The organism is Mycobacterium sp. ZZG, assembly GCF_054786995.1.
This window is the reverse complement of sequence record NZ_JBTBFV010000071.1, coordinates 1-25,298: the sequence shown is the minus strand read 5'-3', so window position 1 is coordinate 25,298 and position 25,298 is coordinate 1. Positions and strand designations below refer to the sequence as shown.

General features: G+C 68.2%; 25 protein-coding genes and 1 pseudogene. 15 read left to right on the top strand and 11 right to left on the bottom strand.

What is annotated here, in order from left to right:
* Positions 1 to 286 (bottom strand): aldehyde dehydrogenase family protein (locus ACXMYJ_RS25570; RefSeq protein WP_460359197.1); only part of this gene is annotated, 286 nt, incomplete at its 3' end.
* Between the two features lie 81 nt (positions 287 to 367).
* On the opposite strand from ACXMYJ_RS25570, the gene ACXMYJ_RS25565 reads away from it, so the two are divergent.
* Positions 368 to 1,987 carry a PucR family transcriptional regulator gene (locus ACXMYJ_RS25565; RefSeq protein ID WP_260751029.1) on the top strand — a complete coding sequence of 540 codons (1,620 nt, stop codon included), beginning with the start codon at positions 368 to 370 and terminating at the stop codon, positions 1,985 to 1,987.
* On the opposite strand, the gene ACXMYJ_RS25560 is transcribed toward ACXMYJ_RS25565, so the two are convergent.
* Both ACXMYJ_RS25560 and ACXMYJ_RS25555 read right to left on the bottom strand, forming a co-directional pair.
* Complete coding sequence (locus tag ACXMYJ_RS25560; RefSeq protein WP_460359201.1) at positions 1,988 to 3,340, bottom strand: APC family permease; 1,353 nt, start codon at positions 3,338 to 3,340, stop codon at positions 1,988 to 1,990. It lies immediately after the preceding gene.
* 68 nt (positions 3,341 to 3,408) lie between these two features.
* Positions 3,409 to 4,524, bottom strand: a complete 1,116-nt coding sequence (locus ACXMYJ_RS25555; RefSeq protein WP_443187751.1) for a DmpA family aminopeptidase — start codon at positions 4,522 to 4,524, stop codon at positions 3,409 to 3,411.
* A 129-nt stretch (positions 4,525 to 4,653) separates the two neighbouring features.
* Here ACXMYJ_RS25555 and ACXMYJ_RS25550 point away from each other — a divergent pair, with 129 nt between their 5' ends.
* Both ACXMYJ_RS25550 and ACXMYJ_RS25545 read left to right on the top strand, forming a co-directional pair.
* Positions 4,654 to 5,265, top strand: a complete 612-nt coding sequence (locus ACXMYJ_RS25550; RefSeq protein ID WP_460359196.1) for a TetR/AcrR family transcriptional regulator — start codon at positions 4,654 to 4,656, stop codon at positions 5,263 to 5,265.
* Positions 5,266 to 5,478: 213 nt separating this feature from the next.
* Positions 5,479 to 6,327, top strand: a complete 849-nt coding sequence (locus tag ACXMYJ_RS25545) for an LLM class F420-dependent oxidoreductase (RefSeq protein WP_460359195.1) — start codon at positions 5,479 to 5,481, stop codon at positions 6,325 to 6,327.
* A 142-nt stretch (positions 6,328 to 6,469) separates the two neighbouring features.
* Here ACXMYJ_RS25545 and ACXMYJ_RS25540 read toward each other — a convergent pair.
* The 6 genes and pseudogenes from ACXMYJ_RS25540 to ACXMYJ_RS25515 all read right to left on the bottom strand — a co-directional run bounded on the left by ACXMYJ_RS25540 (position 6,470) and on the right by ACXMYJ_RS25515 (position 12,296).
* Positions 6,470 to 7,517: pseudogene (locus ACXMYJ_RS25540) on the bottom strand (hypothetical protein).
* Between the two features lie 25 nt (positions 7,518 to 7,542).
* Entirely contained in the window at positions 7,543 to 8,784 is a 1,242-nt protein-coding gene (locus ACXMYJ_RS25535; protein ID WP_460359194.1) for an acyl-CoA dehydrogenase family protein, read from the bottom strand.
* 68 nt (positions 8,785 to 8,852) lie between these two features.
* Positions 8,853 to 9,806, bottom strand: coding sequence for a LysR family transcriptional regulator (locus ACXMYJ_RS25530; RefSeq protein WP_460359193.1), 954 nt, complete (start codon positions 9,804 to 9,806; stop codon positions 8,853 to 8,855).
* Between the two features lie 64 nt (positions 9,807 to 9,870).
* A complete protein-coding gene (locus ACXMYJ_RS25525) occupies positions 9,871 to 10,863 on the bottom strand; it encodes an isopenicillin N synthase family dioxygenase (protein WP_460359200.1) in 993 nt (330 codons plus the stop codon).
* 148 nt (positions 10,864 to 11,011) lie between these two features.
* Positions 11,012 to 11,461 carry a hypothetical protein gene (locus ACXMYJ_RS25520; protein WP_460359192.1) on the bottom strand — a complete coding sequence of 150 codons (450 nt, stop codon included), beginning with the start codon at positions 11,459 to 11,461 and terminating at the stop codon, positions 11,012 to 11,014.
* 40 nt (positions 11,462 to 11,501) lie between these two features.
* Positions 11,502 to 12,296 (bottom strand): SDR family NAD(P)-dependent oxidoreductase, encoded by a 795-nt coding sequence (locus ACXMYJ_RS25515; protein ID WP_460359191.1) that lies wholly within the window; start codon positions 12,294 to 12,296, stop codon positions 11,502 to 11,504.
* Positions 12,297 to 12,532: 236 nt separating this feature from the next.
* On the opposite strand from ACXMYJ_RS25515, the gene ACXMYJ_RS25510 reads away from it, so the two are divergent.
* From ACXMYJ_RS25510 to ACXMYJ_RS25475, 8 genes are read left to right on the top strand one after another with little or no spacing between them, the layout of a single operon-like run.
* Positions 12,533 to 13,345 (top strand): MlaE family ABC transporter permease, encoded by an 813-nt coding sequence (locus ACXMYJ_RS25510; protein WP_460359190.1) that lies wholly within the window; start codon positions 12,533 to 12,535, stop codon positions 13,343 to 13,345.
* Positions 13,346 to 13,355: 10 nt separating this feature from the next.
* Positions 13,356 to 14,204: an MlaE family ABC transporter permease gene (locus ACXMYJ_RS25505; protein WP_460359189.1), complete on the top strand. Its 849-nt coding sequence runs from the start codon at positions 13,356 to 13,358 to the stop codon at positions 14,202 to 14,204.
* Between the two features lie 14 nt (positions 14,205 to 14,218).
* Complete coding sequence (locus tag ACXMYJ_RS25500) at positions 14,219 to 15,412, top strand: MCE family protein (protein ID WP_460359188.1); 1,194 nt, start codon at positions 14,219 to 14,221, stop codon at positions 15,410 to 15,412.
* Positions 15,409 to 16,440: an MCE family protein gene (locus ACXMYJ_RS25495; RefSeq protein WP_460359187.1), complete on the top strand. Its 1,032-nt coding sequence runs from the start codon at positions 15,409 to 15,411 to the stop codon at positions 16,438 to 16,440. Before ACXMYJ_RS25500 ends, ACXMYJ_RS25495 begins: the two co-directional genes overlap by 4 nt.
* Positions 16,440 to 17,522 (top strand): MCE family protein, encoded by a 1,083-nt coding sequence (locus ACXMYJ_RS25490; RefSeq protein ID WP_460359186.1) that lies wholly within the window; start codon positions 16,440 to 16,442, stop codon positions 17,520 to 17,522. The genes ACXMYJ_RS25495 and ACXMYJ_RS25490 overlap by 1 nt, the downstream gene beginning before the upstream one ends.
* Entirely contained in the window at positions 17,519 to 18,985 is a 1,467-nt protein-coding gene (locus tag ACXMYJ_RS25485; RefSeq protein WP_460359185.1) for an MCE family protein, read from the top strand. The genes ACXMYJ_RS25490 and ACXMYJ_RS25485 overlap by 4 nt, the downstream gene beginning before the upstream one ends.
* Positions 18,985 to 20,184: an MCE family protein gene (locus ACXMYJ_RS25480; RefSeq protein ID WP_460359184.1), complete on the top strand. Its 1,200-nt coding sequence runs from the start codon at positions 18,985 to 18,987 to the stop codon at positions 20,182 to 20,184. The genes ACXMYJ_RS25485 and ACXMYJ_RS25480 overlap by 1 nt, the downstream gene beginning before the upstream one ends.
* The gene (locus tag ACXMYJ_RS25475) at positions 20,184 to 21,707 is read left to right on the top strand and encodes an MCE family protein (RefSeq protein WP_460359183.1); all 1,524 of its coding nucleotides are present in this window, start codon (positions 20,184 to 20,186) and stop codon (positions 21,705 to 21,707) included. Before ACXMYJ_RS25480 ends, ACXMYJ_RS25475 begins: the two co-directional genes overlap by 1 nt.
* A 91-nt stretch (positions 21,708 to 21,798) precedes the next feature.
* Here the strand turns inward: ACXMYJ_RS25475 and ACXMYJ_RS25470 are convergent, their stop codons facing one another.
* Positions 21,799 to 22,296 (bottom strand): Rv2253/PknI dimerization domain-containing protein, encoded by a 498-nt coding sequence (locus ACXMYJ_RS25470; protein ID WP_460359199.1) that lies wholly within the window; start codon positions 22,294 to 22,296, stop codon positions 21,799 to 21,801.
* Positions 22,297 to 22,476: 180 nt separating this feature from the next.
* On the opposite strand from ACXMYJ_RS25470, the gene ACXMYJ_RS25465 reads away from it, so the two are divergent.
* The 4 genes from ACXMYJ_RS25465 to ACXMYJ_RS25450 all read left to right on the top strand — a co-directional run bounded on the left by ACXMYJ_RS25465 (position 22,477) and on the right by ACXMYJ_RS25450 (position 24,549).
* Entirely contained in the window at positions 22,477 to 22,833 is a 357-nt protein-coding gene (locus ACXMYJ_RS25465; RefSeq protein WP_460359198.1) for a hypothetical protein, read from the top strand.
* A complete protein-coding gene (locus tag ACXMYJ_RS25460) occupies positions 22,823 to 23,233 on the top strand; it encodes a hypothetical protein (RefSeq protein WP_460359182.1) in 411 nt (136 codons plus the stop codon). The genes ACXMYJ_RS25465 and ACXMYJ_RS25460 overlap by 11 nt, the downstream gene beginning before the upstream one ends.
* Before the next feature lie 117 nt (positions 23,234 to 23,350).
* Positions 23,351 to 24,028 carry a hypothetical protein gene (locus tag ACXMYJ_RS25455; RefSeq protein ID WP_460359181.1) on the top strand — a complete coding sequence of 226 codons (678 nt, stop codon included), beginning with the start codon at positions 23,351 to 23,353 and terminating at the stop codon, positions 24,026 to 24,028.
* 32 nt (positions 24,029 to 24,060) lie between these two features.
* A complete protein-coding gene (locus ACXMYJ_RS25450; protein ID WP_460359180.1) occupies positions 24,061 to 24,549 on the top strand; it encodes a hypothetical protein in 489 nt (162 codons plus the stop codon).
* A gap of 81 nt (positions 24,550 to 24,630) precedes the next feature.
* On the opposite strand, the gene ACXMYJ_RS25445 is transcribed toward ACXMYJ_RS25450, so the two are convergent.
* Positions 24,631 to 25,298: lipid-transfer protein (locus ACXMYJ_RS25445; protein WP_460359179.1), on the bottom strand; the 668-nt coding region annotated here is incomplete at its 5' end.

Here is a 25,298-nt window from a genome sequence, read left to right as displayed (position 1 = left end):
CGACCTTGCCGTGCTCGGCGGTGATGATCTCGGCCAGTTCACCCTTGCGCTCGTTGAGCAGCTCCCGGAAGGCGAACAGCACCTGGGTGCGTTTGGCCAGCGAGGTGTCCCGCCAGGCCGGGAACGCGGCAGCGGCCGCATCGATCACCAGCTGGGCGTCGGCGACGCTGGCCAGCGCGACCTGACCGGTCACCACACCGGTGGCCGGATTGGTCACCGGCGCCGTCGCGGAGGACTCGCCGGCAAACACCTTGTTATCAACCCAATGCCCAATGGTCGTCGTCATGGTGTCCAGTGTGGGGCTCCGGAGGCTCTTCGCACCCTTACACGTCGTATCTATATCCGCGGGATCGCTTACACTGCGTAAATGGCCGTGACGGTGGGCGAAGTCGTCGAGCTGCCCGTGGTCCAGCGGGGATCTCCCGAGATCCTCAGCCGGTGCCGATGGTCCGAGCCGGTCCGTTGGCTGCACGTCGGCGGCGTGGCCGACCTGTCCTCGCTGCTGCAGGGCGGTGAGCTGGTGCTGACCACCGGCGCCGGTCTGGGCCGCACACCAACACGCTACCTTCAGGGATTGGCCGACGCCGGCGCGTTGGGAGTCGTCGTCGAACTCGGTGCCCGCATGCCGGCGCTTCCCGCATCCTTGACGGCACTGGCCGGGAAGCTCGACCTCGCATTGGTCGTACTGCACCGGCAGATCAGGTTCGTCGACGTGACCGAGGTCGTACACCGGCGCATCGTCGCCGAACAGTACGACGAGGTCGCGTTCGACCGGCGAGTCCATGAAGTGTTCACCGAGCTGAGTATGAAGCGGGCCTCGGTGGCGGGCATCGTCGATGCGGCGGCCCGGATCCTCGACCTGCCGGTCGTCCTGGAGGATCTTGCCCACCAGGCCATCGCAGTGTCCGCCAGCGGCGCGAAAACCGCGGCCCTGCTTGATGACTGGGAGAGCCGGTCGCGCCGCAGCCCAACGGCCGGCGGAGGTCCCGAGCAGTGGGTGCTCACCGCGGTCGGACCGCGCGGCGAAGAATGGGGTCGGCTGATCGTACCCATGACACCGGCCGACCGGGCCCGGGCGACGATGGTGCTCGAACGGGCCTCGGCGGCGCTGGCGCTCAACCGCATGATCGAGCGGAACAACACCGGTCTTCGCCAGCAGGCGCAGAGCGGACTGATCGACGACGTGCTGGGCGGCCGGGTGGCCGACGAGCGGGAGGCCGCGGCACGCGCGCACGCCCTCGGGCTGCGCAAGGCGGCGCGCTACCACCCGGTGGTGGTCCGTGTCGAACGCACCGGCACGTCCACCGATCCGCTTGCTGCGCAACGACGCAACATCTCGCTGCTCGACGCCGTCGCCCACACCGTCAACGTCGCCGGCCACACCGGTGTCTTCGCCGGCCGCCGCGACGGGGAGATCGCGGCACTGCTCACCGTCAACACCGCGCGCGGCGGCCCGGACAAGGCGCTCGCCGAGCTCGGCGCGCGGCTGCACAAGGAGCTGCGCCGGGTCGACGGCATCGCTCGCTCGGTGTGCGCGGTGGGTACACCGGAAGTCGACGTCACCGACGCCATCCGCGGTCTGGCCGAGGCCGCCCACGTCGCTGAGGTCGCGCTGGCGATGCGAGACAGCGCGCGGCCGTACTTCCGCGCCTCCGACGTCCGGTTGCGCGGCCTGATGGCCTTGCTGCGCGACGATCCACGCGTGCAGCGGTTCGCCGAGACCGAACTCAAACCCCTGCTCGACCGCGGGGCGGCCGCGGACGTCGAGGTGCTCCGCGAATACCTCGGCCTCGCGGGCAACAAAGCAGCACTGGCCCAGCGGCTGCACATCAGCAGACCGGCCCTCTACAAGCGGTTGGCGACCATCGAACAGACCCTGGGTGTCGACCTCGACGATGCCGAATCGATGACCTCGCTGTCGGTGGCGCTGATGGTGCTCGACGCGCGGCAACGCATCGAGCCCGCCAGCCTCAATGAGGTCACCTGATCATTCCGCCGGCGACAACGAGCGCGAGGGCCGCCAGGCCAGGAACCCGACGATCAGGCCTGCGAACGGAACCGCGGCCAGGACGGCGCTCAACGTCGCACTGCCGCCGGTGACCAGCGTGAAGTTCGACAACACCAGCCACAGGCTGGCCAGCAGACCGGCCACCGCCAGCGCCGGAGCGATCCGCGTGGTCCAGACCCGGCCCGACACCCGGTCCCGGTGGCGCAGGAAGAAGACCAGCACGGCGATCGACGTGGTGAGCATCAGGGTGACCATCCCGACCGTCGCGACACCGGCCATCGACCCGAAAACCCCGACCAGCGGGTCGATTCCGAGGATCGCCAACACCGCGATGATGAGGGTGGCGGTGACGGTCTGCACCACCGACGAGAACGACGGCGACTCATGGTTGTCGTGCACCTTGGCCAGCCGGGCCGGCAGCAGGCCCTTGCCGGCCAGCACGAACTGGTAGCGGGCGATCACGTTGTGGAACGACAGCACACACGCGAACAGGCTGGTCAGCAACAGGACGTTGACGATGTCGCGGCCGACGGTGCCCAGCATGTCCCCGGTGGTGTCCAGCAGCATGTTGCCTTCTCCGTCGAGGGTGCGCTGCGCGACCGCGCCCACCTGATCCGGGCCGATCGCAACGACGAACGCCCACACCGTGATCGCGTAGAACGCGCCGATCAGGATTACCGCGGCATAGGTGGCGCGGGGAATGGTGCGCTCCGGGTCGCGAGCCTCGTCACGGAACACCGCGGTCGACTCGAAGCCGATGAACCCGGTGAGGGCGAACAGGATCGCGATGCCGATGGTTCCGCTGGTGAACACGGCGGGATCGAAGGAGGCCAGCGTGACGCCGGCCGGGCCGGGATTGGCGACCATCACCGCGTCGAGCACCACGACGATGCCGATCTCGAGGGCCAGCGCCACCCCAAGCACCTTGGCGCTGAGCTCGATGTGCCGGTAACCCAGCACGGCGACGATCGCCAGCACGGCGAACGAGTAGACGGGCCAAGGGATCACGGGTCCGCCGTAGTGGATCACCGTGTCGTTGATCGCCCAGCCGATGTAGCCGTAGATGCCGATCTGGATGGCGGTGTAGGCGATCAGTGCGACCACTGCGATGCCCTTGCCCATCCGTTCCCCCAAGCCCACGGTGACGTAGGAGAAGAACGCTCCGGCTTCGGGCACATACGGTGTCATCGTCACGAACCCCACGCTGAACACCAGCAGCACCAGCGCGGCGATCACGAACCCCATCGGCGCGCCCGCGCCGTTGCCGAGTCCCATCGCCAACGGCATGTTGCCGCCGATCACCGTCAGTGGCGCGGCCGCCGCGACGACCATGAACACGATGCCGACGGGTCCGAGGTGCCCGGTGAGGCGCCGCCCGTCGGTTCTGGTAGGTGTAGTGGTCACGAAATCTCCTGGGGTTGAGGGGTGTTGATACGCAGCGCCTGCCGCAGCATGTCGTGGTCCAGTGCGTGGGCGGTGAAGCCGTGATGGCCGGTCATCGTGGTGGCGGCGACCATCGCGTTGACGATGGCCTCCTCGGTGGCTTCGATGGTGAGATCGAACAGCCGGGTCATCAACTGGGGAGCGACCATCCGCAGTGTGACCTCGGGCCGGGAGGCGGCCGGATCTTCGTCCCACGCGTAGGGCGGGATCCCGCGGTTGCCGGTGGCGAACGCCAGCATCAGATCGCCGCTGTACTGCTCCCCGGTGCCGCCGAGACGACTCACCGCCAGCGCTGCGCGCTGGGCCAGCCGGGTGCACTGGTGGGGGAGCAGGGGTGCGTCGGTGGCGACGATGACGATGATGGAGCCCGATCCGGGCTCGTACCGGGCCGGCAGGTCCGGCAGCGGGACCTCGGACGGGCCGATCAGTTCGCCGACGGGGACGCCGTTGATCCGGAGTCGTTCGCGGCGGCCGTGATTGGCCTGCACGAGCACGCCCACCGTGTACGAGCCGGCGGCGGTGTCGGTGACGCGCGACGAGGTGCCGATGCCGCCCTTGAACCCGTGGCAGATCATCCCGGTGCCGCCGCCGACGTTGCCCTCCGCAGGCGCGGAGGAGGAGGCGGCGTGGAGGGCGGAGCGCACGTGCTCGGGCCGGACGTGAAACCCGTTGATGTCGTTGAGCAGACCGTCGTAGGTCTCGCCGACCACCGGCAGTGACCAGTAGAGGCCCTCGCCGCGGGCGCGCACCTGGGCGGCCACCAGTTCGTCGCGGACCACGCCGACACTGTGGGTGTTGGTGAGCCCGATGGCGGAGGTGAGCTCGCCGGATTCGCGGATCCATTCCAGCCCGGTCAGCTCGCCGCTGCCGTTGAGCCGGTGCGACCCGGCGAACACCGGCTCGGTCCAGATGTCGTCGTGAGGAACCACGACAGTCACCCCGGTGTGCACGGCCGGGGGCCCGTCGGCATCAAGGGTGGTGTGTCCGACCCGCACGCCTGCGACGTCGGTGATGGCGTTGGCCGGGCCGGTGGGATGTTCCCCGATGACGACGCCGAGGTCTCTGGCACGCACTGATCACGCTCGTTCCGGTAAGTTATTTTCTTAATTGGAAAAGAACTATGCGCCCGTGTGATCCCGGACGCAAGAGGAACGGCAGAATAGGTTCGACTGACATCCGGCAGCGGGGGAGGTGACCACGGCATGGCGCGGCCGAATCGGCAGGTGGAACGGCGGGGCGACATCATGGATGCGGCGATCGCGCTCATCGAGCGCCACGATCTGGCCACCCTCAAGCTCGCCGATGTGGCAGCCGAACTGGGGCTGACCACCAACGCGGTGCGGTACTACTTCAAGGACATGCCGGCGCTGCTGGCGGAGTTGGCGCTGCGCTCGGATGTCCGCTTCTACGATGAACGGCTGCGACTGGCCGCCGAGGCCGGAGATCCTCCCGCGCAGCTGGCGGTGACCATCGCGGCGGGTCTGCCCACCGGCCCCGAGGACGCCGAGTGGCGGGCTATCTGGCGCGCCGTGCTGGCGGCGGGCTTCGAGCTCGATCGGTGTGCCGACGTGCAGGGCATCTACCACCGTCAGGTCGGCCTCTACCGGGACCTGTTGAACGCCGGTGCCGAAGCCGGGGCGTTCACGTTGACCGGTGGGGCCGAGGACATCGCGATGTCGTTGATGGCGATGGAGGACTATTTCGGGTACCGCATTGTCGCGCGCGATCCCCAGTTCGACCGGGCGACCGCGCTGCGGCTCATGCGCCAGTACGCCGAAATGGCCACCGGAGCAATGCTTCCCGAGACGGTGTGACTCGATCACGGGGCCGATGATCGGCCCATGAAGTGCTTGATCGTCTCGTGAGCGCCGAGCACGACGGCCGCCCGGTCGGGCGCACTGCTACGCGCCGCTTGTTCGGCGTTGCCCCCGCAATGAACACCGGTGTGGCTGCTCCGGTCGATCACCGTGTTCCAGCGAGCGAGACCCGCCGCGACCTCTCCGGTCCGTCACGGCTATAACGGAACGATGCGGATCGGACTGTCGACGCCCGTCGTGGTGCAGACACCCGCGGCGGCCAGTCCCTGGGAACGGGGCGCCGACATCGAGGACGTCGCACGCATCGCCGAAACCGCCGACCGGCTGGGGTTCGACTACCTGACCTGTTCGGAGCACGTCGCCGTTCCCATCGGCGACGCCGCGGTCCGCGGCGCGGTGTACTGGGACCCGCTGGCCACCTTCGGCTTTCTGGCGGCCCGGACCACTCGCATCCGGCTGGCCACCTCCGTCCTCGTCCTCGGCTATCACCACCCGCTGGAGATCGCGAAACGCTATGGCACCCTGGATCGGGTCAGCGGCGGACGGCTCGTCCTCGGCGTCGGCGTCGGATCGCTGCGCGCGGAATTCGACATGCTCGGCGCGACATGGGAGGACCGCGGCGCCAGGGCCGACGACGCCATCCGCGCACTGCGCTCGTCACTGTCGGTGCGCGAACCCTCCTATCGCGGCGAGTTCTACCGCTACGAGGCGATGGTCGTCGAGCCGAGCGCCGTGCAACCCCGGGTGCCGATCTGGGTGGGCGGCCGCAGCCGGCGTTCGCTGCGTCGCGCGGTGACACTCGCCGACGGGTGGATGCCGTTCGGGCTGAGATCAGCTGAGATTGCCGAAATGCTTGCTGCGCAGAATATTCCGGACGGATTCGACGTGGTCCTGCCTGTCGGTCCGCTCGATCCGGGGGCACGCGCCGAATGCCTGAAGCGGCTCAGAACCCTGCGCGACGTCGGAGCCACCGCGGTCACGTGCTCGGTGACCGCGTCCTGCGCCGACCACTACTGTGAGCAGCTCGCATCGTTACGCGAGCTTGTCGAAGAACTCTGAAACCACGAAGGGGAAGCAAGAATGTCGGCTGACCTTGCAGCCCTGGAAGTTCGCCCGCAGCAGCTGGACGGCCGGGGTCACCGGGCGCACGGTCTAGCCCCGGGCCTCGTCGAGATGACCATGCTCGCCCCGAGCGCCGTGTTCAGATAGCCGGCACCGGCTCGAAACTGGCGCTCAGTTCCCGCCACGTGCTCAGGACGGCTTCGAGTTGTTCGGCGGAGTGGCGGCCGAGACCGCACTCGGTGGACCAGCCGAATTCCGGTAGGAAGTCGGCCGCGATCGCGGCGCGACGGCGTGCGCCCTCGGCGCCGTCCTCGGCGTGGACCAGACCGAGGTAGAACTCCGTGTCAGGTTCGACGGCGAGGTCGGCCAGCGGCCGCCAGTGTGCCCGTCTGGTCCAGGAAGTGACCGTGGCGGCCTGAATCGCGTTGATGCGCCGGGTGATGTGGCGGGAGAGCCCGTTGGCCAGAGCGACGAGGGCCGACGCGTCGCGGGGCAGGATGTGCCGGCCACCGCGCGCCGCCGCGGCGTCGTTCGGCGGCTCCCCCATGAACGGGGACGCGCCGAACTTGGAGTCTCCGTAGCAGAGGTGAAATGTCAGGTCGACCTCCTCGGCCACCCAGTGCGCGAGTCGGGCGGTGGCTTCGAAGATGGCTTCATTGTCGCCGTAGGGATTCGGGAACCAGCCCTCGACGGTCGCCAGCTCGGTCGGCAGGTCCCACTGAATGGCGAGGTCGGTGTGGGGGATCGCGTCCTGGATCGCGTCGACGCTGCGACGCAGTGCGTGCTCGTAGGCGAGCGCCACCTCGACCCGGGAGTCGAACTCCACGAAACGAGTTCACCGCGTTCAGGGGTGTGGCGATCGAGACGAGAAAGCGTGAGTCGGCGGCGAGGACACCGGCGTCGCGCACGGCTCGGAACTCGCGGTAGGACGCGATCGCCGACGAGTGGTAGTCGATGTCGCCGAATACCACGGTGGTCGCGGGCCGCACGCGCGCGCGCTCGCCGTCGGAGGCGAGTGTGTCGTTGGCGAGGAAGTGCGCCCCATGCACCAAAACCCAGTTGGCGCGGTCGCCGGGCTCGCCGTCGGGTACCCGGGTCACGCCGGGCTGGAGACGCTCGCCGACGAGCGCGAAGGCGGCCCCGGTGGTGGGGACGTTGATGCTGCCGGTGAGATAGAAGCTGGTCATCGAGGTTCCTTTGCGGGTGGCGGTGTCAGAGCAGCAGACCCAGGCGCGGCGGAAGCGTGCCGTCGAGCGTGTGCCGGCCGAGGTGGACGTACTTCCAGCGGGCCGGGTCGTGCAGACTGTGCACGCGCACGTTGCGCCAGTGCCGGTCCAGTGCGAAGCCGGTGTCCGTCGCCGAGGCACCGGCGAGTTCAAGGACGCCGCCGGCGATCTCGACGGCGAACTCCTGTGCCAGCGCCTTGGCGGCCGCGACCTGCAGAGAGGCCTTCGCTGCGGCGGCCCGGGTCAGTTCCGGCTCGGCCAGCGCGTCGTCGACCAGCGCGGAGCCGTGGGCGAGCAGTGCCTCCAGCGCGTACAGCCTGGCGGTCAGTTCACCGAAACGGCGCACCACGTGCGGCTCGTCGGCAGCCCTGTCGACGCCGGCTTCGAACCACGGCCGGCTGCGGGTGGCGACGAACTCCGCACCGTCTTCCAGGGCCGCCCTGGCGATTCCGACGTCGACCGCGGTGTGCAGCGCCTGGTCGAAGGCACCGAGCACCGACGGCGGCGCGGTGACCGGGTCGGGGTCGGGCCCCTCGTCGATGACGTACTCGGCGGCGACGTTGACGTTGTCCAGGATGACCTCACCGCTGGCGGTACCGCGCTGCCCGAACGCCGACCACCGGTCGAGGTTCAGCGTCACCCCGGGGTCGGTGGGCCGGACGAAGACGGTGGCGCCGTGACCGGTGTCGTCGATGCGCGCTGCCACGGCGATCCACTGGGCGCCCAGCGAGCCCGTCGCGTAGTACTTCACTCCGTTGAGGACCCAGCCGCCGCCGGCGTCTCGGCGCACGATGGTGTTGCGTTCCACGCTGGTCCGTGTCCCGCGTTCCACGGTGGCGTTGCCCAACTGGGCCCCGGCCAGCACCGCTGCGTAGATCTGGGGAGCGGGCGCGGTGTCGCCGAGACCGCGGATCGCCGCGCTGAGGACGTAGTGGGCCAACAGCAACTGCCCGACCGCGGAGTCTGCCCGCGACAGGATGCGCAGCACCTCGACCGCGGTCGACCGCGGCAGGTCAGGCCCGCCGAACGCCGCGGGAACGAGAATGCCCAGAAGTCCGGATTTCCCGACCCGGCGTAACGACTCGGTGGGCAGCGTCCCGTCGAGTTCGCGTTGCACCGCCCCGGCGGCGACCTCGGCAGCCACCTCGGTCGCCGCGCCGAGCGCCGCCTCGACGGACTGCAGAACCGGGACGGTGGTCTCGGCGGAGATGGTTTCGGTCACGGTCATGGAATGGGACTCCTCATCTGATGTCTGCGGAAAACGTACGGAGCGTGGATGTTCGGTGTCGATATGGTTCAAGCGACGCTGGAGGCGTGTACAGCAACGCTGTAGACCGCTTCGCCGGCCAGACGTGCGCCGGCGGCGGCGATGCTGCCGACCACTGTGGCGAGCATGCTCGCCGGCTGCGGTGCCGATGCGGTGGCAACGCAGATCCGGCGCACGGGCCGATGACCGGTCAGCCTTCGCACGGCGACGTCGTCGCGGACCCGGGCGGCAGCGAGCGACGGCACCAGGGATACGCCCAGCCCTGCCGCCACGAAACCCTGCACCGTGGCGTAGTCCTCGGCGCGGAACGCTACCGACGGATCGAAACCGGCACGGCGGCAGGCATTTCGGAACACCCGCGTGTCCGGGCAGGCGCCTGTCTGTGAGCTGAGGACCCAGCTCTCGGCGGCGAGCGCGGTCATCGGCACCTCCGCGCGCCCGGCCATGGGGTGGGCGCGCGGAAGTACGGCGTAGAACTCGTCGTCATAGACGCCGACGGTATTGACCCCGGGGAACTCCGGACGGTCGCCGGGGACCTCGGTGATCATCGCGGCATCCGCGCCGCCGGTCCGTAGCAGTTCGACGCCGTCCTCGGGGTCGACAGCGACCAACTCGACCTCCACCCCGGGAAGCAGGGCGCGGACGCGTGCGATCGCCGGCGGCAGGATGGCGGCCGCCGCGCTGGAGAACGACGCGATACGCACGAGGCTGCGCCGCGGCGATGCCAGATCCGCCAGGTCCCGTTCGGCGGCGTTGATCGCGCCGAGGATGGCCGGGACGTGTTCGAGCAGGCAGGCTCCCGCCTCGGTGAGCCGTGCGCCCGACGGTCCACGGTGCACCAGCCTGCAGCCGAGGTCGCGTTCGAGCGCGGTGACCTGTTGGGATACCGCGGAAGTGGTGTAGCTCAACGACACCGCGGCCGCACTCAGCGAACCGGCGCGGGCGATCTCCTGCAGGACGATCAAGCGGCGCACATCGAACATCCCGGGAAGCCTAGGGCGGGGGCGCCGGACCCGGCAGAGTTGAAATCAGCGGGACCGCAAAGGGTCAGCCTGCAGGATCAGCACGCGCGGAGCTGATCCCGTGATGGAGCTCGGCCACGTCGGGATGCGCGCGGGTGCGCGACTTCCATGCGTTCTCGCCGTAGGTGTTGAAGATCGGATTGTCGGGGTCGGCCTCCACGCCACGCGACAGCGCGGCCAACTCCGCCGGCAGGGTGATGATCGGGACGAGCGCGTCGAGCGCCGGATTGAGGAAGTAGGGGATCGAGACGCGGTCGGTGCCCGGCGGCGGGGACAGCACCCGATGCTGGGTGGCGCGTAGGTAGCCGCCCGTGGCGACCTCCAGCAATTCACCGATGTTGACGATGAACGCCCCCGGCAGCGGCGGCACGTCCAGCCACTCGCCGCGTCGGAGCTCCACCTGCAACCCCGCAGACCCGGGTTCGACCAGCAGCAGGGTCAGGACCCCGGAGTCCTTGTGCGCCCCGACACCCTGCGGCGTCTCCTCGGTGCCGGGGTAGCGCACAACCTTGATCAACGTCGCGGGCCGGTCGGCGAAGGCGTCGTCGAACAAATCTTCGGCAGCGCCCAGGGACACCGCCCAATGCCTGAGCAGGCGCAGGCCGACGCCCGACAGCGCACTGTCCCACCGTTCGAACGCGGACCGGAAGCCGGCAGGCCGCTGCGGCCACAGATTGGGCCCCTGCAGCCTCCAATAGCCCTGTGCGCCAGGAATGATCGGTCGTTCGGGACCGATGTCGATCTGCTCCCGCCAGTCGACCCGGCCGTTGGTCAGTTCGCCGCCCAGCCGTGAGTAGCCGCGGAACTGGGGGCTCTTCAGTTGGCTGATGCGGTTCTTCTCCTCCAGCGGCAGCCCGAAGAACTGCCTGGCCAACCCCAGGATCTCAGTGACCTGACGCTGCGGCACCCCGTGTCCGGTCAGATAGAAGAAGCCGGATGAGTGCGCTGCTTCCCGAAGCGCGACGCGGAACGCGTCCGGGTCGGAATCGGCGGTGGTCAGATCGAGCACGGGCAGCATGTTTGTCGACACTGCCGCATCCGGCGGCCACGGCCAACCCGTGTCAACGAGTTCTTCACACGTCTGAAGCAGCGTCTGGATCGGGAACCGCAGCGCGGGCGGCGGTCGCGTCCCGGTCAGCGGCCGCAGGTACCGGATCTCCCGGTGATCAGAGCCGCACCAGCGCGAACGGATAGGTGAACGTCCCGCCCGGCGCGCCGTTGCAGCCCGTCGCGAACGACGACGTCATCGTCCCCTGCAAGGTGGCCGCGTCCCACTCGTAGACATCGCGGGTCGGGATGACCGGACCGTAATACACGCTGCCGCAGCGAAGCCCGTCGGGAACGTCGACGGTGAGGGAGTACCTGCCGTCTGCCAGATGCGCGTCACCGCTGTACTCGAACGCCTTAGCGGTCGGCATCGGTATCGCCTTGATGTGAGCGCAGCCCGCGGCATCGGGGATGCAGTAGGTCACCGCCCAGGTCCAGGTGTGAAAGTCATACCGTCCCTGGATGTTCAGTGAATAGTTGGCGAAAAACGGTGCGGCCTGGGCCGGTGCGGGCGACATGACTGTTCCCGCCGCCAGCAGGACCGTCCCGGTGACTGTGCGCATCTGCATGAGTGAGCTCCGTGAGAGTGGATGGGGCGAGTCGCGACGACTACATGTGGGAGCCGCCGTCGATTCGGACCTCGGTGCCGGTGATGAAGTACGCGTCCTTACTGCCCAGCATCGCCACCACCCCGGCGACGGCATCCGGGGCGGCGAAGATCGCGCCGCCGTCCAGGGGCAGCATCGGCGCGACCTTGCCGAACAGCGTGTAGTCGGCGTCCTCCGGGAGACCGGGTCCGATGCTCTGGCGGGAGGCGCCGGTGCCGTCGGTCATCCCGGACGAGATCGAGCCCGGTTGAACGCAATTGAACCGGATGCCGGCTTTGGCGAATTCCGACGCCCACGCGTGGGTCATCGCCAGCACCCCGCCCTTGGACGCGGCGTAGGCGGCCATATAGGGATGGGCGAACTGTGCCGAGGTGGAACTGAAGTTCACCACCGCAGGACTGTTGCCCTCGTGCAGCGCCGCGATCGCCTCTCGGGTCACCAGGAACGTCCCGACCAGGTTGATGCGCAGCACCTGCTCGAAATCGGCGAGCGTGGTGTCCGCCAGATGCGCCGACCGCAGGATGCCTGCGGCGTTGACCAGCGTGTCCAGCCCGCCCAAGGCGCTGACCGCGTCGGCCACCCCGGCCGACACCGAGGCCTCGTCACCGACGTCCATCCGCACCGTCGACAGGCTCTCGCCGGCGTCTCCGGCCTTCTGCTCGGTGTCGGCGAGCCCGTCGGCGCTGACGTCGGCGGCCACCACCTGTGCGCCTTCGGCGAGAACACGCAGCACGCAGGCTTGTCCGATGCCCGAACCGCCTCCGGTGATCAGCACCCGTCGGCCGGCGTAACGCATCAGGGGTGAAGACCCTGCCGAGGTAGTGGACAAAGCACAACTCCTGTCAGTTTTCGATCCGGTTGCTGTTGAGTGTGACACCGGCCGTCCACGTTCACGTGCGATCGCGGCCCCGCGTCCGGCCCTTCCCGGTGGATGGGACGCGGTGTGTCCCGTGCCACGCCCAGCTGTCAACGTGTGTCTCGCCGCAGCGGCGGCGGGTTTTCAGTCGGTATCGAAGAAGGGTTCGGCGGCACATGGCGAACAAGGCCGCGGACCGTTGGTCCATCGGGCTACCGGCGTTCGGTGGCGGATTCACCGGTCCGATGCAAGGCATCGGAGGGCTGCTGTCGATGTCCGCCGACGCGGTAAAATTCCTGTTCCGCAGGCCTTTTCAGACCGGTGAGTTTCTGCTCCAGTCCTGGTCCGTGGCGCGGGTGTCCCTGGCCCCGACACTGCTGGTCGCCATCCCGTTCACTGTCCTGGTCAGCTTCACCCTGAACATCCTGTTGCGCGAACTCGGCGCGGCCGACCTGTCCGGTGCCGGTGCCGCGTTCGGCGCCGTCACACAGGTCGGCCCCATGGTCACGGTGCTCATCGTCGCCGGAGCCGGGGCGACCGCGATGTGCGCCGACCTGGGGTCGCGCACCATCCGCGAGGAGATCGACGCGATGGAGGTGCTGGGGATCAACCCGGTGCAGCGGCTGGTGACCCCGCGGATGCTGGCCTCCGGCCTGGTCGCGCTGCTGCTCAACAGCCTGGTGGTGATCATCGGAATCGTCGGCGGCTACGTCTTCTCGATCTTCGTCCAGGGCGTGAACCCCGGTGCGTTCGCGGCGGGCATCACGCTGCTCACCGGGGTGCCCGAGGTCATCATCTCGTGTGTCAAGGCGGCGCTGTTCGGTCTGATCGCCGGGCTGGTGGCGTGCTACCGCGGTTTGAGCATCAGCAGTGGCGGCGCCAAAGCCGTGGGGAACGCGGTCAACGAAACCGTGGTCTACGCCTTCATGGCGCTGTTCGTCGTCAACGTCGTCGTTACGGCGATCGGCATCCAGATGACGTCGGGCTAGGGCAGCCGGTATGGCGGCGATACGCGCACTGCACCCGCGGCTGGCCCATCAGGTCGGTCGACCCCTCGACACTCTGGGCAGGATCGGGGACCACACGGCGTTCTACGGCCGGGCCCTGGCCGGCGTGCCGCACGCAGCGGTGCACTACCGCAGGGAGATCGTCCGTCTGATCGCCGAGATCAGCATGGGCGCAGGCACTCTGGCCATGATCGGGGGCACTGTCGTCATCGTCGGGTTCCTGACCCTGGCCGCCGGCGGCACCCTGGCGGTGCAGGGCTACAGCTCTCTGGGCGACATCGGCATCGAAGCCCTGACCGGCTTTCTGGCCGCGTTCATCAACGTGCGGATCTCCGCTCCGGTGGTGGCCGGCATCGGACTGGCCGCGACGTTCGGTGCGGGCGTCACCGCGCAGCTGGGCGCGATGCGCATCAACGAGGAGATCGACGCGCTGGAAACGATGGGAATCCGTCCCGTCGAGTATCTCGTCAGCACCCGCATCGTCGCCGGGATGATCGCGATCGCCCCGCTGTACTCGATCGCGGTGATCCTGTCGTTCGCAGCCAGCAAGCTCACCACCGTGGTGCTGTTCGGCCAGTCGGCGGGCCTGTACAACCACTACTTCACCACCTTTCTGAACCCGAAGGATCTGTTGTGGTCCTTCCTGCAGGCGATCCTGATGGCGATGGCGGTCCTGTTGGTGCACACCTACTTCGGCTACTTCGCCGGCGGCGGGCCCTCCGGGGTGGGGGTCGCGGTCGGCAACGCCGTCCGCACCTCGCTGATCGTCGTGATCTCGGTGACGCTGCTGGTGTCACTGTCGATCTACGGCGCCAACGGCAACTTCAACCTGTCGGGTTAGCGGGGATGTCAACGATGTCGGTGAATTCACGCTCCAGACGGCCGCTGCTCGGCCTGGCCACCGTGCTGGCTGTGGCCGCGGTGATCGCGGTCGCGGTGGGCCTGTTCCGCGGCAGCTTCACCAGCACGGTCCCCGTGACCGTGCTGTCGGAGCGGGCCGGCCTGGTGATGGGCACTGACGCCAAGGTGAAACTGCATGGGGCGCAGGTGGGTTCAGTGCAGTCCATCGAAGCGCTGCCTGACGGCCGGGCGGCGATCCACCTGGCGATGGACCCGTCGTACATCGACATCATCCCGTCCGATGTCCGGGTGGACATCGCCTCGTCGACGGTGTTCGGCTCCAAATACGTCGAACTGGTGCCGCCGGCCGATCCCTCGGTGCAGCCGCTGCGGGCCGGACAGGTCCTGGACGCCGAGCACGTCACCGTGGAGATCAACACGGTGTTCGAACAGTTGTCGTCGGTGCTGGCCAAGATCGAGCCTGCCGAACTGAATCAGACGCTCGGTGCACTGGCGACCGCGTTGAGCGGGCGCGGCGAACAGATCGGCCAGACGATGTCCGACTTCGAAGCGTTCCTGGCCAAGCTCGAACCGAGCCTGCCCGCCATGGAACATGAGCTCGCGGTGGCGCCCGTGGTCATCGGCACCTACGCCGACGTCGCGCAGGAACTGGCCGACACCGTCGATGCCGCGACCACCATCGGTGGAACCATCGTGGAGGAACAGGACAGCCTGGACACGCTGCTGGTCAGTGTGATCGGACTCTCCGACATCGGCCAGGACGTGGTAGGAGGCAACCGGGAAGCGATCAGCACCGTGATGGAACTGTTGGTCCCCACCACCGACCTGCTGAACGAATACCACCAGGCGCTCAACTGTGGTCTGGGCGGGGCGGTGCAGCTGGCCAAGGCGCCCGGCACGCCGGTACCCGGCGGCCTGCTGCTGCAGACCATCGTGTTGGGGCAGGAGCGCTACCGCTATCCGCAGAACCTGCCCAAGGTGGCCGCCAAGGGTGGTCCGCAGTGCACGGATCTGCCCAAGGTGGGCTTTCAGAAACGGCCACCGTTCGTGATCACCGACGTCAACGCCAACCCCGCGCAATACGGAAACCAGGGCATCGTGCTGAATTCCGACGGCCTCAAGCAGCTTCTGTTCGGTCCCATCGACGGGCCGCCCCGCAACGGCGGACAGATCGGACAACCAGGATGACGGACGTGGGCAGGGCCGCGACGAAATTCGCGGCGTTCGGAATGACCATGGTGCTCCTGACCGTCGGACTGTTCATGATCTTCGGCGAGTACCGGTCAGGATCGGCCAGCAAGTACTCGGCGGTCCTCATCGACTCCTCCAGCCTGGAACGCGGAGATTCGGTGCGGGCAGCCGGAATCCGCGTCGGCACGGTCAACGCCGTCACGTTGCAGGCCGACGGCACCGTCGTCGTCGATTTCGACGCCGACGACAACGTCAGGCTCACCGAAAGCACGAAGATCGCGGTGCGGTATCTGAACCTCGTCGGTGATCGCTACCTGGAGCTTCTCGACGAACCCGGCTCGGCGAAGATCCAGCCGCCGGGCTCCCGCATCGGCGTGGAGCGCACCGAGCCGGCACTGAATCTCGATCTGCTGCTCGGCGGCCTCAAACCGGTCATCCAGGGACTGAACCCCGACGACGTCAACACCCTGACCAGCTCCCTGATCCAGATCCTGCAGGGCCAGGGCGGCAACCTGGAATCGCTGTTCAGCAGGACGGCGTCGTTCACCAACGCGCTGGCCGACAATGGGCAGACAGTCGAACGGCTCATCGACACGCTCAACGACACCATCACCACCGTCGCCGCCGACGGCGAGAACTTCTCCGCGGCGATCGATCGGCTCGAACAGCTGGCCACCGGTCTGGCCCAGGACCGTGACCCGATCGGTGACGCAATCACCGCGCTGGACACCGGTACCGCGTCGCTGGCGGGGCTGCTGACCGAGGCCAGGCCACCGCTGGCCGGAACAGTCGACGAGTTGAACCGCCTCGCACCCTTGCTGTCGAATGAAACCGATGTGGCCCGACTGGATCTCGCATTGCAGAAAACCCCGCAGAACTACCGCAAGCTGGTGCGGCTCGGCTCCTACGGGAGCTGGCTGAACCTCTACATCTGCGGCGTCTCGATCCGGGTCACCGACCTGCAGGGGCGAACCGCGCACTTCCCGTGGGTCATCCAGAACACTGGAAGGTGCGGTGAGCCCTGATGCAGAAGTACCGCGGATCCTCCTTGGTCCGAGCCGGTTTCCTCGGCGCCGTTCTGATCGCCCTGGTGATCGTGGTCGGCCTGCAGCCCCAGCAATTGTGGGCGATGGCGACCTCGGTGCGCTACCAGGCGGTCTTCGCCGAGGCCGGCGGGCTGACGGCCGGAAATCAGGTGAAGGTGTCGGGAGTGACCGTGGGCTCCGTCTCCGATGTCGAACTCTCCCGCGGCACAGCCCTGGTCACCTTCTCGGTCGAGAGCGCGGTGCGCGTGGGCGGCGACACCACCGCCATCGTCGGTATCTCGACAGTGCTGGGCGAACGGGTGCTGGTGCTCAAACCGGCCGGCAGCGAGAGCCTCGGCTCGATGGGCATCATCCCGCTGACCCGAACCGGTTCGCCCTACTCGCTGACCGACGCGGTGGGGGAGTTCACCTCGAACACCGAGGCCACCGACACGGCCGCGATCAACCAGTCACTGGATACGTTGTCCGACACCATCGAGCGCATCGCCCCGCAGCTTTCACCCACCTTCGACGGGGTGTCCCGGCTGTCGCGATCGCTGAACAGCCGCAACGAATCGCTGTCCGCGCTGCTGGACGCCGCCGCCGACGTCACCGGGGTCCTCTCCGAACGCAGCGTGCAGGTCAACACGCTGCTGCTCAACGCCAACGATCTGCTCGCCGTCCTGCAGGAACGCCGGTACGCGATCGTCAACCTCCTGTCCAGCACCACCGCGGTCGCGCAACAACTATCCGGGATGGTCGCCGACAACGAGCAGGAACTGGCGCCGACATTGGAGAAGCTGAACACGGTCTCAGAGATGCTCGAGCGCAACCGGGACAACATCACGGCATCCCTGAAAGGCCTCGCCAAATACCAGGTCACCCAGGGCGAGGCTGTGAACAACGGCTTCTTCTACAACGGGTTCGCGTCGAATCTGTTGCCCGGACCGGCGATCCAGCCGTTCCTGGACTACGCACTGGGCTTCCGCCGCGGCGTGAACGCCGGGCAGCCGCCGGACAGCGCCGGGCCGCGAGCCGAGTTCCCTTGGCCCTACAACGGCATCCCCGGAGGGTCACGATGAGCGCACCAGGCAAGCAGAGCGCGTGGGTGCGGGCGGTGCTGCTGGCAGCACTGGCCGTGCTCGCTGTGGCGGGCGCCGGGGTGATCATCTACCAGCACTTCTTCAGCCCCTACACGGTGGTCGCGTACTTCCGTTCAGCCACAGCCATTTACGCGGGCGACGAGGTCAGGGTGGCCGGGGTGCGGGTGGGCACCATCGCATCCGTGGAGCCGCAGGGCACCCGCGCCAAGATGACGTTGGCCATCGACCGCGACGTGCCGATCCCCGCAGACGCCGAGGCCGTCATCGTGGCCCCTAACCTGGTGTCCGCCCGTTACATCCAGCTGACCCCGGCGTGGGGTGCGACACCGCAGACCAGCGGACCGACGCTGCCCGACGGCGCCGAGATCGGCCAGGACCGCACGGCGATCCCGGTGGAGTGGGACGAGATCAAGGAGCAACTGACCCGCCTGGCCACCGAACTCGGACCGCACAGCGGGGTCTCGGAGACCTCACTGGGCCGGTTCATCGACACCACCGCAGACGCCATGGCCGGCAACGGCGACAAATTACGCGAGACCATCGCCCAGCTCTCGGGGGTGGGGCGCATCCTGGGCGAGGGCAGCGGCGACATCGTCGAGGTCATCACGCACCTTCAGACGTTCGTCACCGCACTGCGCGACAGCAACGTTCAGATCGTGCAGTTCCAGGACCGCCTCGCCGACGTCAGCGGCGTGGTCGACGTCAGCCGTTCCGAACTGGACTCCGCGATCACCACACTGTCCGAAGCCGTCGGCGAGGTCCGGCGGTTCGTCGAGGGTTCGAGGAACCAGACCGCAGAACAGGTGCAGCGCCTCGCCGCGGTGACTCAAGTGCTGGCCGACGACAGCATGGTGCTCAAGAACATCCTGCACGCGGCCCCGAACGCGCTCGTCAACGGTTACAACATCTACAACCCCGACACCGGAGGACCCCGAGGCTCGTTCGCGATGAACAACTTCGCCAACCCGGTCACGATGATCTGCTCGGCGATCGCCGCCGTGGAGAACGTCACCGCCGAGGAGTCCGGCAAGGCGTGCGCGCAGTACCTCGGACCCGCGTTGCGGTTGATGAACTTCAACTACCTGCCGCTGCCGTTCAACGCATATCTCGGTCCCGCGCCGCAGAACGTGATCTACTCCGAACCCGGTCTGGCGCCCGGCGGCGGGGGGACCGCGCCCGCGCCGGCCGACGCGCCGCCCGCCGTGTCCGCCTACACCGGCGCCGGCGATGTTCCCCCGCCACCGGGGTGGACGGATCCGTCGCACCCGCCGGGTGCCTTCGCTCCGCACGGATTGCCCGCCAACCCGTCCCCGGCGCTGTACCCCGGCGCGCCCATCCCGCCCGGCGTACCCGGTCCGGCGTCCGCGCCGGCGGGCCCGACCAACATCGCCGACATGCTGCTGCCCGCGGAGGCCGCGCCACCGACAGAAGGGAACCCGTGATGGCACGTCGTTCCGGCCGGCAGGCGCGCCGATGGGCGGCGACGGCATGCTGCGTGGCCCTGGCCGCGACAGGATGCTCCTTTGACGGGCTGAACTCCCTCCCGCTGCCGGGCACCGTCGGCACCGGCCCGGACGCGGTCGTCTACCGCGTCACGCTCGCCAATGTCGGCACGCTGGAGTCCAATTCACCGGTCATGCTGAACGACGTCGTCGTCGGCGCGGTGCGCACGATGACGTTCAGCGACTGGCACGCCGAGGTCGACGTGTCGGTGAAGCCCGACGTGGTGGTGCCTGCCAACGCGGTCGCCACCGTCGGGCAGACCAGTCTGCTCGGATCGATGCACGTGGCTCTCGATCCTCCCGTCGGCGAGGCGCCGGCGGGCCGGCTGCGGCCGGGCGCTGACATCCCGCTGAACAGAACCTCCACGTATCCGTCGACCGAGCAGACGTTGTCGGCGCTGTCGGTGGTTGTCAACGGCGGTGGGCTGACCCAGATCGGTGACATCATCGGCAACTTCAGCGCCGCGCTCGACGGACGCCAGGAACAGATCCGTAACCTGCTCACCCGGATGAACGACGTGATCGGCATCCTGGACAACCAGCGCGACAGCATCAACGCCACGATCGCGGCGCTGCACCGGCTGGCCGACACGTTCGCCGGCCAGCGGGAGGTGCTGACCGCGGCGCTGAAACGGATCCCGGAAGCTCTCGACGTCCTCAACCGGCAACGACCCCGCATCGTGACCGCGATGCGCAAACTCGGCGACTTCAGCAGAACCGCAACACAGTTGATTGAAGACACCCAGGACGACATCGTGCGCAATCTGCGCAATCTCGAGCCGGCGGTACGGGCTCTCGCCGACGTCGGTCCCGATCTGGCGACGGCGCTGTCGTTCCTGCCGACCTACCCGTACACACAGGAGTTCATCGACCGGGGCATCCGGGGCGACTACATGAATCAGTTCATCGTGTTCGATTTCACGATCCCCCGCTTGAAGAGCGGCATCTTCCTTGGTACCCGCTGGGGCGAGCCCGGCGCCTCCCTGGTGCCGGCACCCGGCGATCCGTGGTACTCGTCGTACACACTCGATCCGCTCCAGGCGCCGATCACCCCGGTGCCGGCGGAGGTGGCGACGATGCCACCACTGATCGATCCGCCGCCCCCGGCGGGCGGGCAACCTGCCGAAGGCGGCAACTGATGCTGACACGGTTCGTCCGCACCCAGTTGATCATCTTCTCCATCGCCTCCCTGGTGGGGCTGGGGGCGATGGTGTTCGTCTACCTACAGGCCCCGATGCTGCTCGGAATCGGCCGCATCGCGGTGACCCTGCACCTTCCGGCCACCGGTGGCCTGTACGAGTTCTCCAACGTGACCTACCGCGGAATCGAGGTCGGCAAGGTCACCGCCATCCGTCCGACCAGCGACGGTGCCACGGTCACCATGTCACTGAAGTCGGCACCGAAGATCCCCGCCGACCTGAAAGCCAACGTGCGCAGCGTATCCGCGGTCGGTGAGCAGTACGTCAACCTGGAGCCGCGCACCGACGGCGGGCCCTATCTGGAGGACGGATCGGTGATCACCGCCGACCGTTCCTCGATTCCTCAGGCCGTCGGCCCGATGCTCGACCAGATGAGCGACCTCGTCGACAGCATCCCGACCGGCACGCTGAGGGGCCTACTCGACGAATCATTCAAGGCGCTCAACGGAACCGGTTACGAGCTCGGCGCGCTGTTCGACTCCTCGGCCCAATTCGCCGCCGACGCGAACGCCACCGGCAACCAGCTTCGCACCCTGATCGACGACAGTCGACCGCTACTCGACGGTCAGGCCGAAAAGGCAGACGCGATCACCACGTGGGCCCGCAGTCTGGCTGGGATCAGCAGGCAGGTCGCCGACGACGACCAGCAGGTGCGCACCCTGCTGCGGACCGGGCCGGCAGCAGCCGACGAGGCTTCTCGGTTGCTCACGGAGGTGAAGCCGACGCTGCCTGTGCTGCTGGCTAACCTGACCAGCGTCGGCCAGGTCGGCGTCGCCTATCATCCGTCGCTGGAACAACTGCTGGTGTTGCTGCCCCCGTATCTGGCCGCGACTCAGTCCTACGGTTCGTCGCTGAACAACCCGACCGGCATGGCGCTCTCAGAATTCAGTCTGACTTTGGGCGATCCGCCCGCCTGCTCGGTGGGCTTCCTGCCGCCGTCGTCGTGGCGCTCGCCCGCCGACCTGTCCGATGTGGACACCCCGGACGGTCTCTACTGCAAGCTGCCGCAGGATTCACCGATCGGTGTGCGCGGCACGCGGAACTTCCCGTGCATGGAGCAGCCGGGCAAGCGGGCGCCGACCGTCGAGATCTGCGAGAGCGACCGGCCGTTCGAGCCGCTGGCGATGCGCCAGCACGTGCTCGGCCCGTACCCGATTGATCCCGCGTTGATCGCGCAGGGCGTCCCCCCGGATGACCGCGTCACCTTCAACGACCAGATCTTCGGACCGCTGGAGGGCACGCCGATGCCCGCCCCGGAGGGTCCAGCACCCGCGCCGGCCACCGGTGGTGCGCTGCCCGTGACGCCGAGCGGTTCCGTCGCACCCGACGACGGCCCGCCGGTGGCGGTCGCCACCTACAACCCCGAGACTGGACAGGTCGCCGCCCCGGACGGGCAGGTGTTCACGCAGTCGAATCTGGCTGCGAGCGCCCCGGACAGCTGGGAGGACCTGTTGCCCAGGTGAGTCGGGTGAGCCGGCCCTCATCAGCCGGTCGGGGCTGCCCCGCCCAGGGCGGTTGACCGGCTGGACCGCACCGGCTGCTGCGGGAGGCGGCTCAGCCGACCTTGACCAGCTTGAACGGCATGTTGACGTAGACCGGCCTGTTCACCCCGCACGCGCCGCTAACACCGGTGGTGATGTCCTCGCCGACAAGGGTGGTCGACGTCGGGTCGGCGATGGCACCTTCGGCGTTCATCGCCTTGAACCGGAATACCTGAAGGCCCGGAGCCGATGTGCCATCGGGACACGGGATCCAGTTCTCCACGGTGTGCTTGACATACCAGACACCGCTCTTCTGGTATATCGGTGCGCTCCAACCCCATTCGCTGGCGACGGTCCCGGTGCACTCCCCGGGATAGCTGCACTGCGTGCGGACCGTCCAGGTGCTGCGCAGACTCGCCTGGTCGTAGAAGACCTCGTTCTTGCGCGCCCACTCACCGTTGGAAGTGGCGGTGTAGGTGCCGTTGAGTCCCCAGTCCGGGTTGTCGGCCGCGGCTGTCGGCGTACTCCCCGTGACGCCGCAGATCGCCACCGCCGCAACAGTGCTCACCATCGTCGGTACTGGGATCATGGCCTGCTCCTCACCGCGGCCGACGGGCGCGTCGGCGGCGCACGACGGTAACACCGGAAGCCGGCCGACCACGGCCGGGCGTCCGCTGAGCGGACTCCCCGCATCCGTCATCGCCGCGCCGCTGTCATCCTGTGGGACGTGCGCAGGGGAATCGTCGGTGTCGTGGCAGCGCTGGCCGCCGGACTGCTGACCGCAGCACCGGCGGCGGGACAACCGGTGCCCTGTGACAACCCGTCCTGTACACCCGGAATCAGACCAGCCGTCGTCCTCGGGGCGTCGTGCCCGGACACCGCGCATTACGTGTTCGGAACCACCTCATGGGGCCGGCTGGTGTTCTGCGGATCACCGCGTCGGTTCGAGCCGCGCTACTTCCGGTCACCGTCGATGGCCGGTGTGAAGGAGTTCGACAGCAGCTGTGCCGGTTACGAGAACTGGGTGGCCCAGAGTCCCGACGGACTGTTCCTGAGTTGCCAGTCGAGAAACGGCGCTCCGAGGTGGAGCCGCGGCGATGACGGGTAGGGCGCTGGCAACCGGTGCGGCCGTTATCTGGGCGGCCGCGGCGGCGATGCCGACTGCGCAGGCCGACCCGCCGGGGCCACGGCAGGTCACCTACACGGTGACCACCGAACAACCGGTCACCGCCGACATCTACTACCGCGGTGCGGATCCGCCGACGTGGGCCGACTACAGCCATAACCCGTACCGTTTCAGCCCGAGGGCACGCGTCGACATCGGTCCGCAACAGCCGTGGGTGCTCACCGTGGCACTGGCCGATCCGGACCGGTGGGCGATGGTGTCGGCGACCAGCGGACCGCTTCCCGGGGAGCCGCTGTTCAGATGCGAACTGGCTGTTGACGGCGTCGTCGTCGCCACCGGCCGCGGGCCGCGCGGGGCACTCTGCTCGGTCCGGCACTGGTAGCCGACGTGCGGCGGTGACGCCGCCCGCTGGGTGGGACGGTGACCCCGGTGACGCGGCACCGCGTCCTACGGTGCCGTCGTAAGCCGCCACCACGTCGGCGACGGAGGGATTGTGCAGATGTCGAAGCCCGACGCACCACAACGGGTGAATCACGTCGAGGAATCGGAAAACCTCCGCAATCTGACCCCTGGGCAGGTGGCGCTGCTGATCGAGGAGGCCGAGGCGGAGGCGGTCGAGGCGGAGACCCACGCCGCAGCCGCGCGTGCTCGCATCTCCCGCCCACGATCGACCGGAGCCGGTGATGGACGCGGACCGCGGTGGCGGGTGCCGGCCGGGGTGGTGGCGCTGCTGTGCTCGCTGGCGATGGCGGTGGCCAGCTGGCACATCGTGTCGGAGCACCGCAACCACGTCCGGGATCAGCAGAACCGCGCCGAGTTCGCCGCCGCGGCCAAACAGGTCGTCGTCACCCTGATGTCGATCGACTTCAATGATCCGCAGTCCGGAGTGCAGCGCATCATCGACAACTCCACGGAGCCGTTCCGCAGTGAATTCGAGAGCAGCGCCGATGATTTCGTCAAGCTGTCCGCCGATGCGAAGGTGACCACGAAGGCGACCGCGAACGCGGCGGCGGTGCAGTCGGCCACGGCGGACTCGGCGGTGGTGCTGGTGGCTGCCACCTCCACGGTGACCAACGCCGACGGTGTCGCCGAGCCTCCGCGAAGCTGGCGGTTGACCGTGAACCTGCAGCGGGGCGGGGACAGGATCAAGATGTCGAAAGTGGAGTTCCTCCAGTGACGGTCGAAGCGACGTCCAGGCGAACCGTTGGTATGTCGGCATCGCGGTGGCGCTGGGCCGTCGTCATGACCCTGCTGATCGCCTCGGCCGTGGTGCTTTCGACGCTCTACGTCACGCAGTACCGCGTTGACCGCCAGACCGGTCCCGCCGCAGAGGCGGAGGTGGTGGAAGCCGCGTCCGACGCAACCGCGTCGCTGCTGTCGTACACCCCTGAAACCATCGACACCGATCTGAGCACCGCCCAGTCGTTGATGACCGGGGAATTCGCCACCTATTACGGGAAGTTCACCGCTAACGTGGTCGCCCCCGCGGTGCGTGACCGCGGAGTGAAAGCCACTGCGCGGGTGATCGATTCGGCGCTGATGGAGCTGGAGCCCGGCCAGGCCAAGGTGCTCGTCTTTCTGAATCAGGAGACCGTGAGCCGTGAACGGCCGGAGCCCGCGGTGACCGCCAGCAGTGTGGTGGTGACGGTGACCAAGGTCGAAAACAACTGGCTGATCTCGGCATTCGACCCCGTGTGATCGGTGCGAGCGTGCGTGTCTGCGGGCGCCACGCCGTGCTTTTCAGCGATTTCTCGCACGCTCGCGGCGGGTGGGGGTGTTTTAGGTGGCGAGGATGACTGAGGAGCCGTGGCCGAAGAGGCCTTGGTTGGCGGTGATGCCGACGGTGGCGCCTTCGACTTGGCGGCCGGTGGCTTGGCCTTTGAGTTGCCAGGTCAGTTCGCAGACTTGGGCGATGGCTTGGGCGGGGATGGCTTCGCCGAAGGAGGCCAGCCCGCCGGAGGGGTTGACCGGGATGCGGCCGCCCAGGGTGGTGGCGCCGGTGCGTAGGAGGTGTTCGGCCTCACCTTTGGCGCACAGGCCGAGGTGTTCGTACCAGTCCAGTTCCAGGGCGGTGGACAGGTCATAGACCTCGGCCAGGGACAGGTCTTCGGGGCCGATACCGGCTTCGGCGTAGGCGGCGTCGAGGATCTGGTCTTTGAACACCCGCTCGGGTCCGGGGACCACGGCGGTGGAATCGGTGGCGATGTCGGGCAGCTCGGGCAGGTGTTGGGGGTATTGCGGGCTCTGGAGGCTGACTGCCCGCACCGAGGGGACTCCTTCGACGGAGCCGAGGTGTTTTTCGGTGAAGGCTTTGGAAGCGACGATGAGGGCGGCGGCGCCGTCGCTGGTGGCGCAGATGTCGAGCAGGCGCAGCGGGTCGGACACCACCGGGGAGGCCAGCACATCGTCGACGGTGGCTTCTTTGCGGTAGCGGGCGTTGGGGTTGG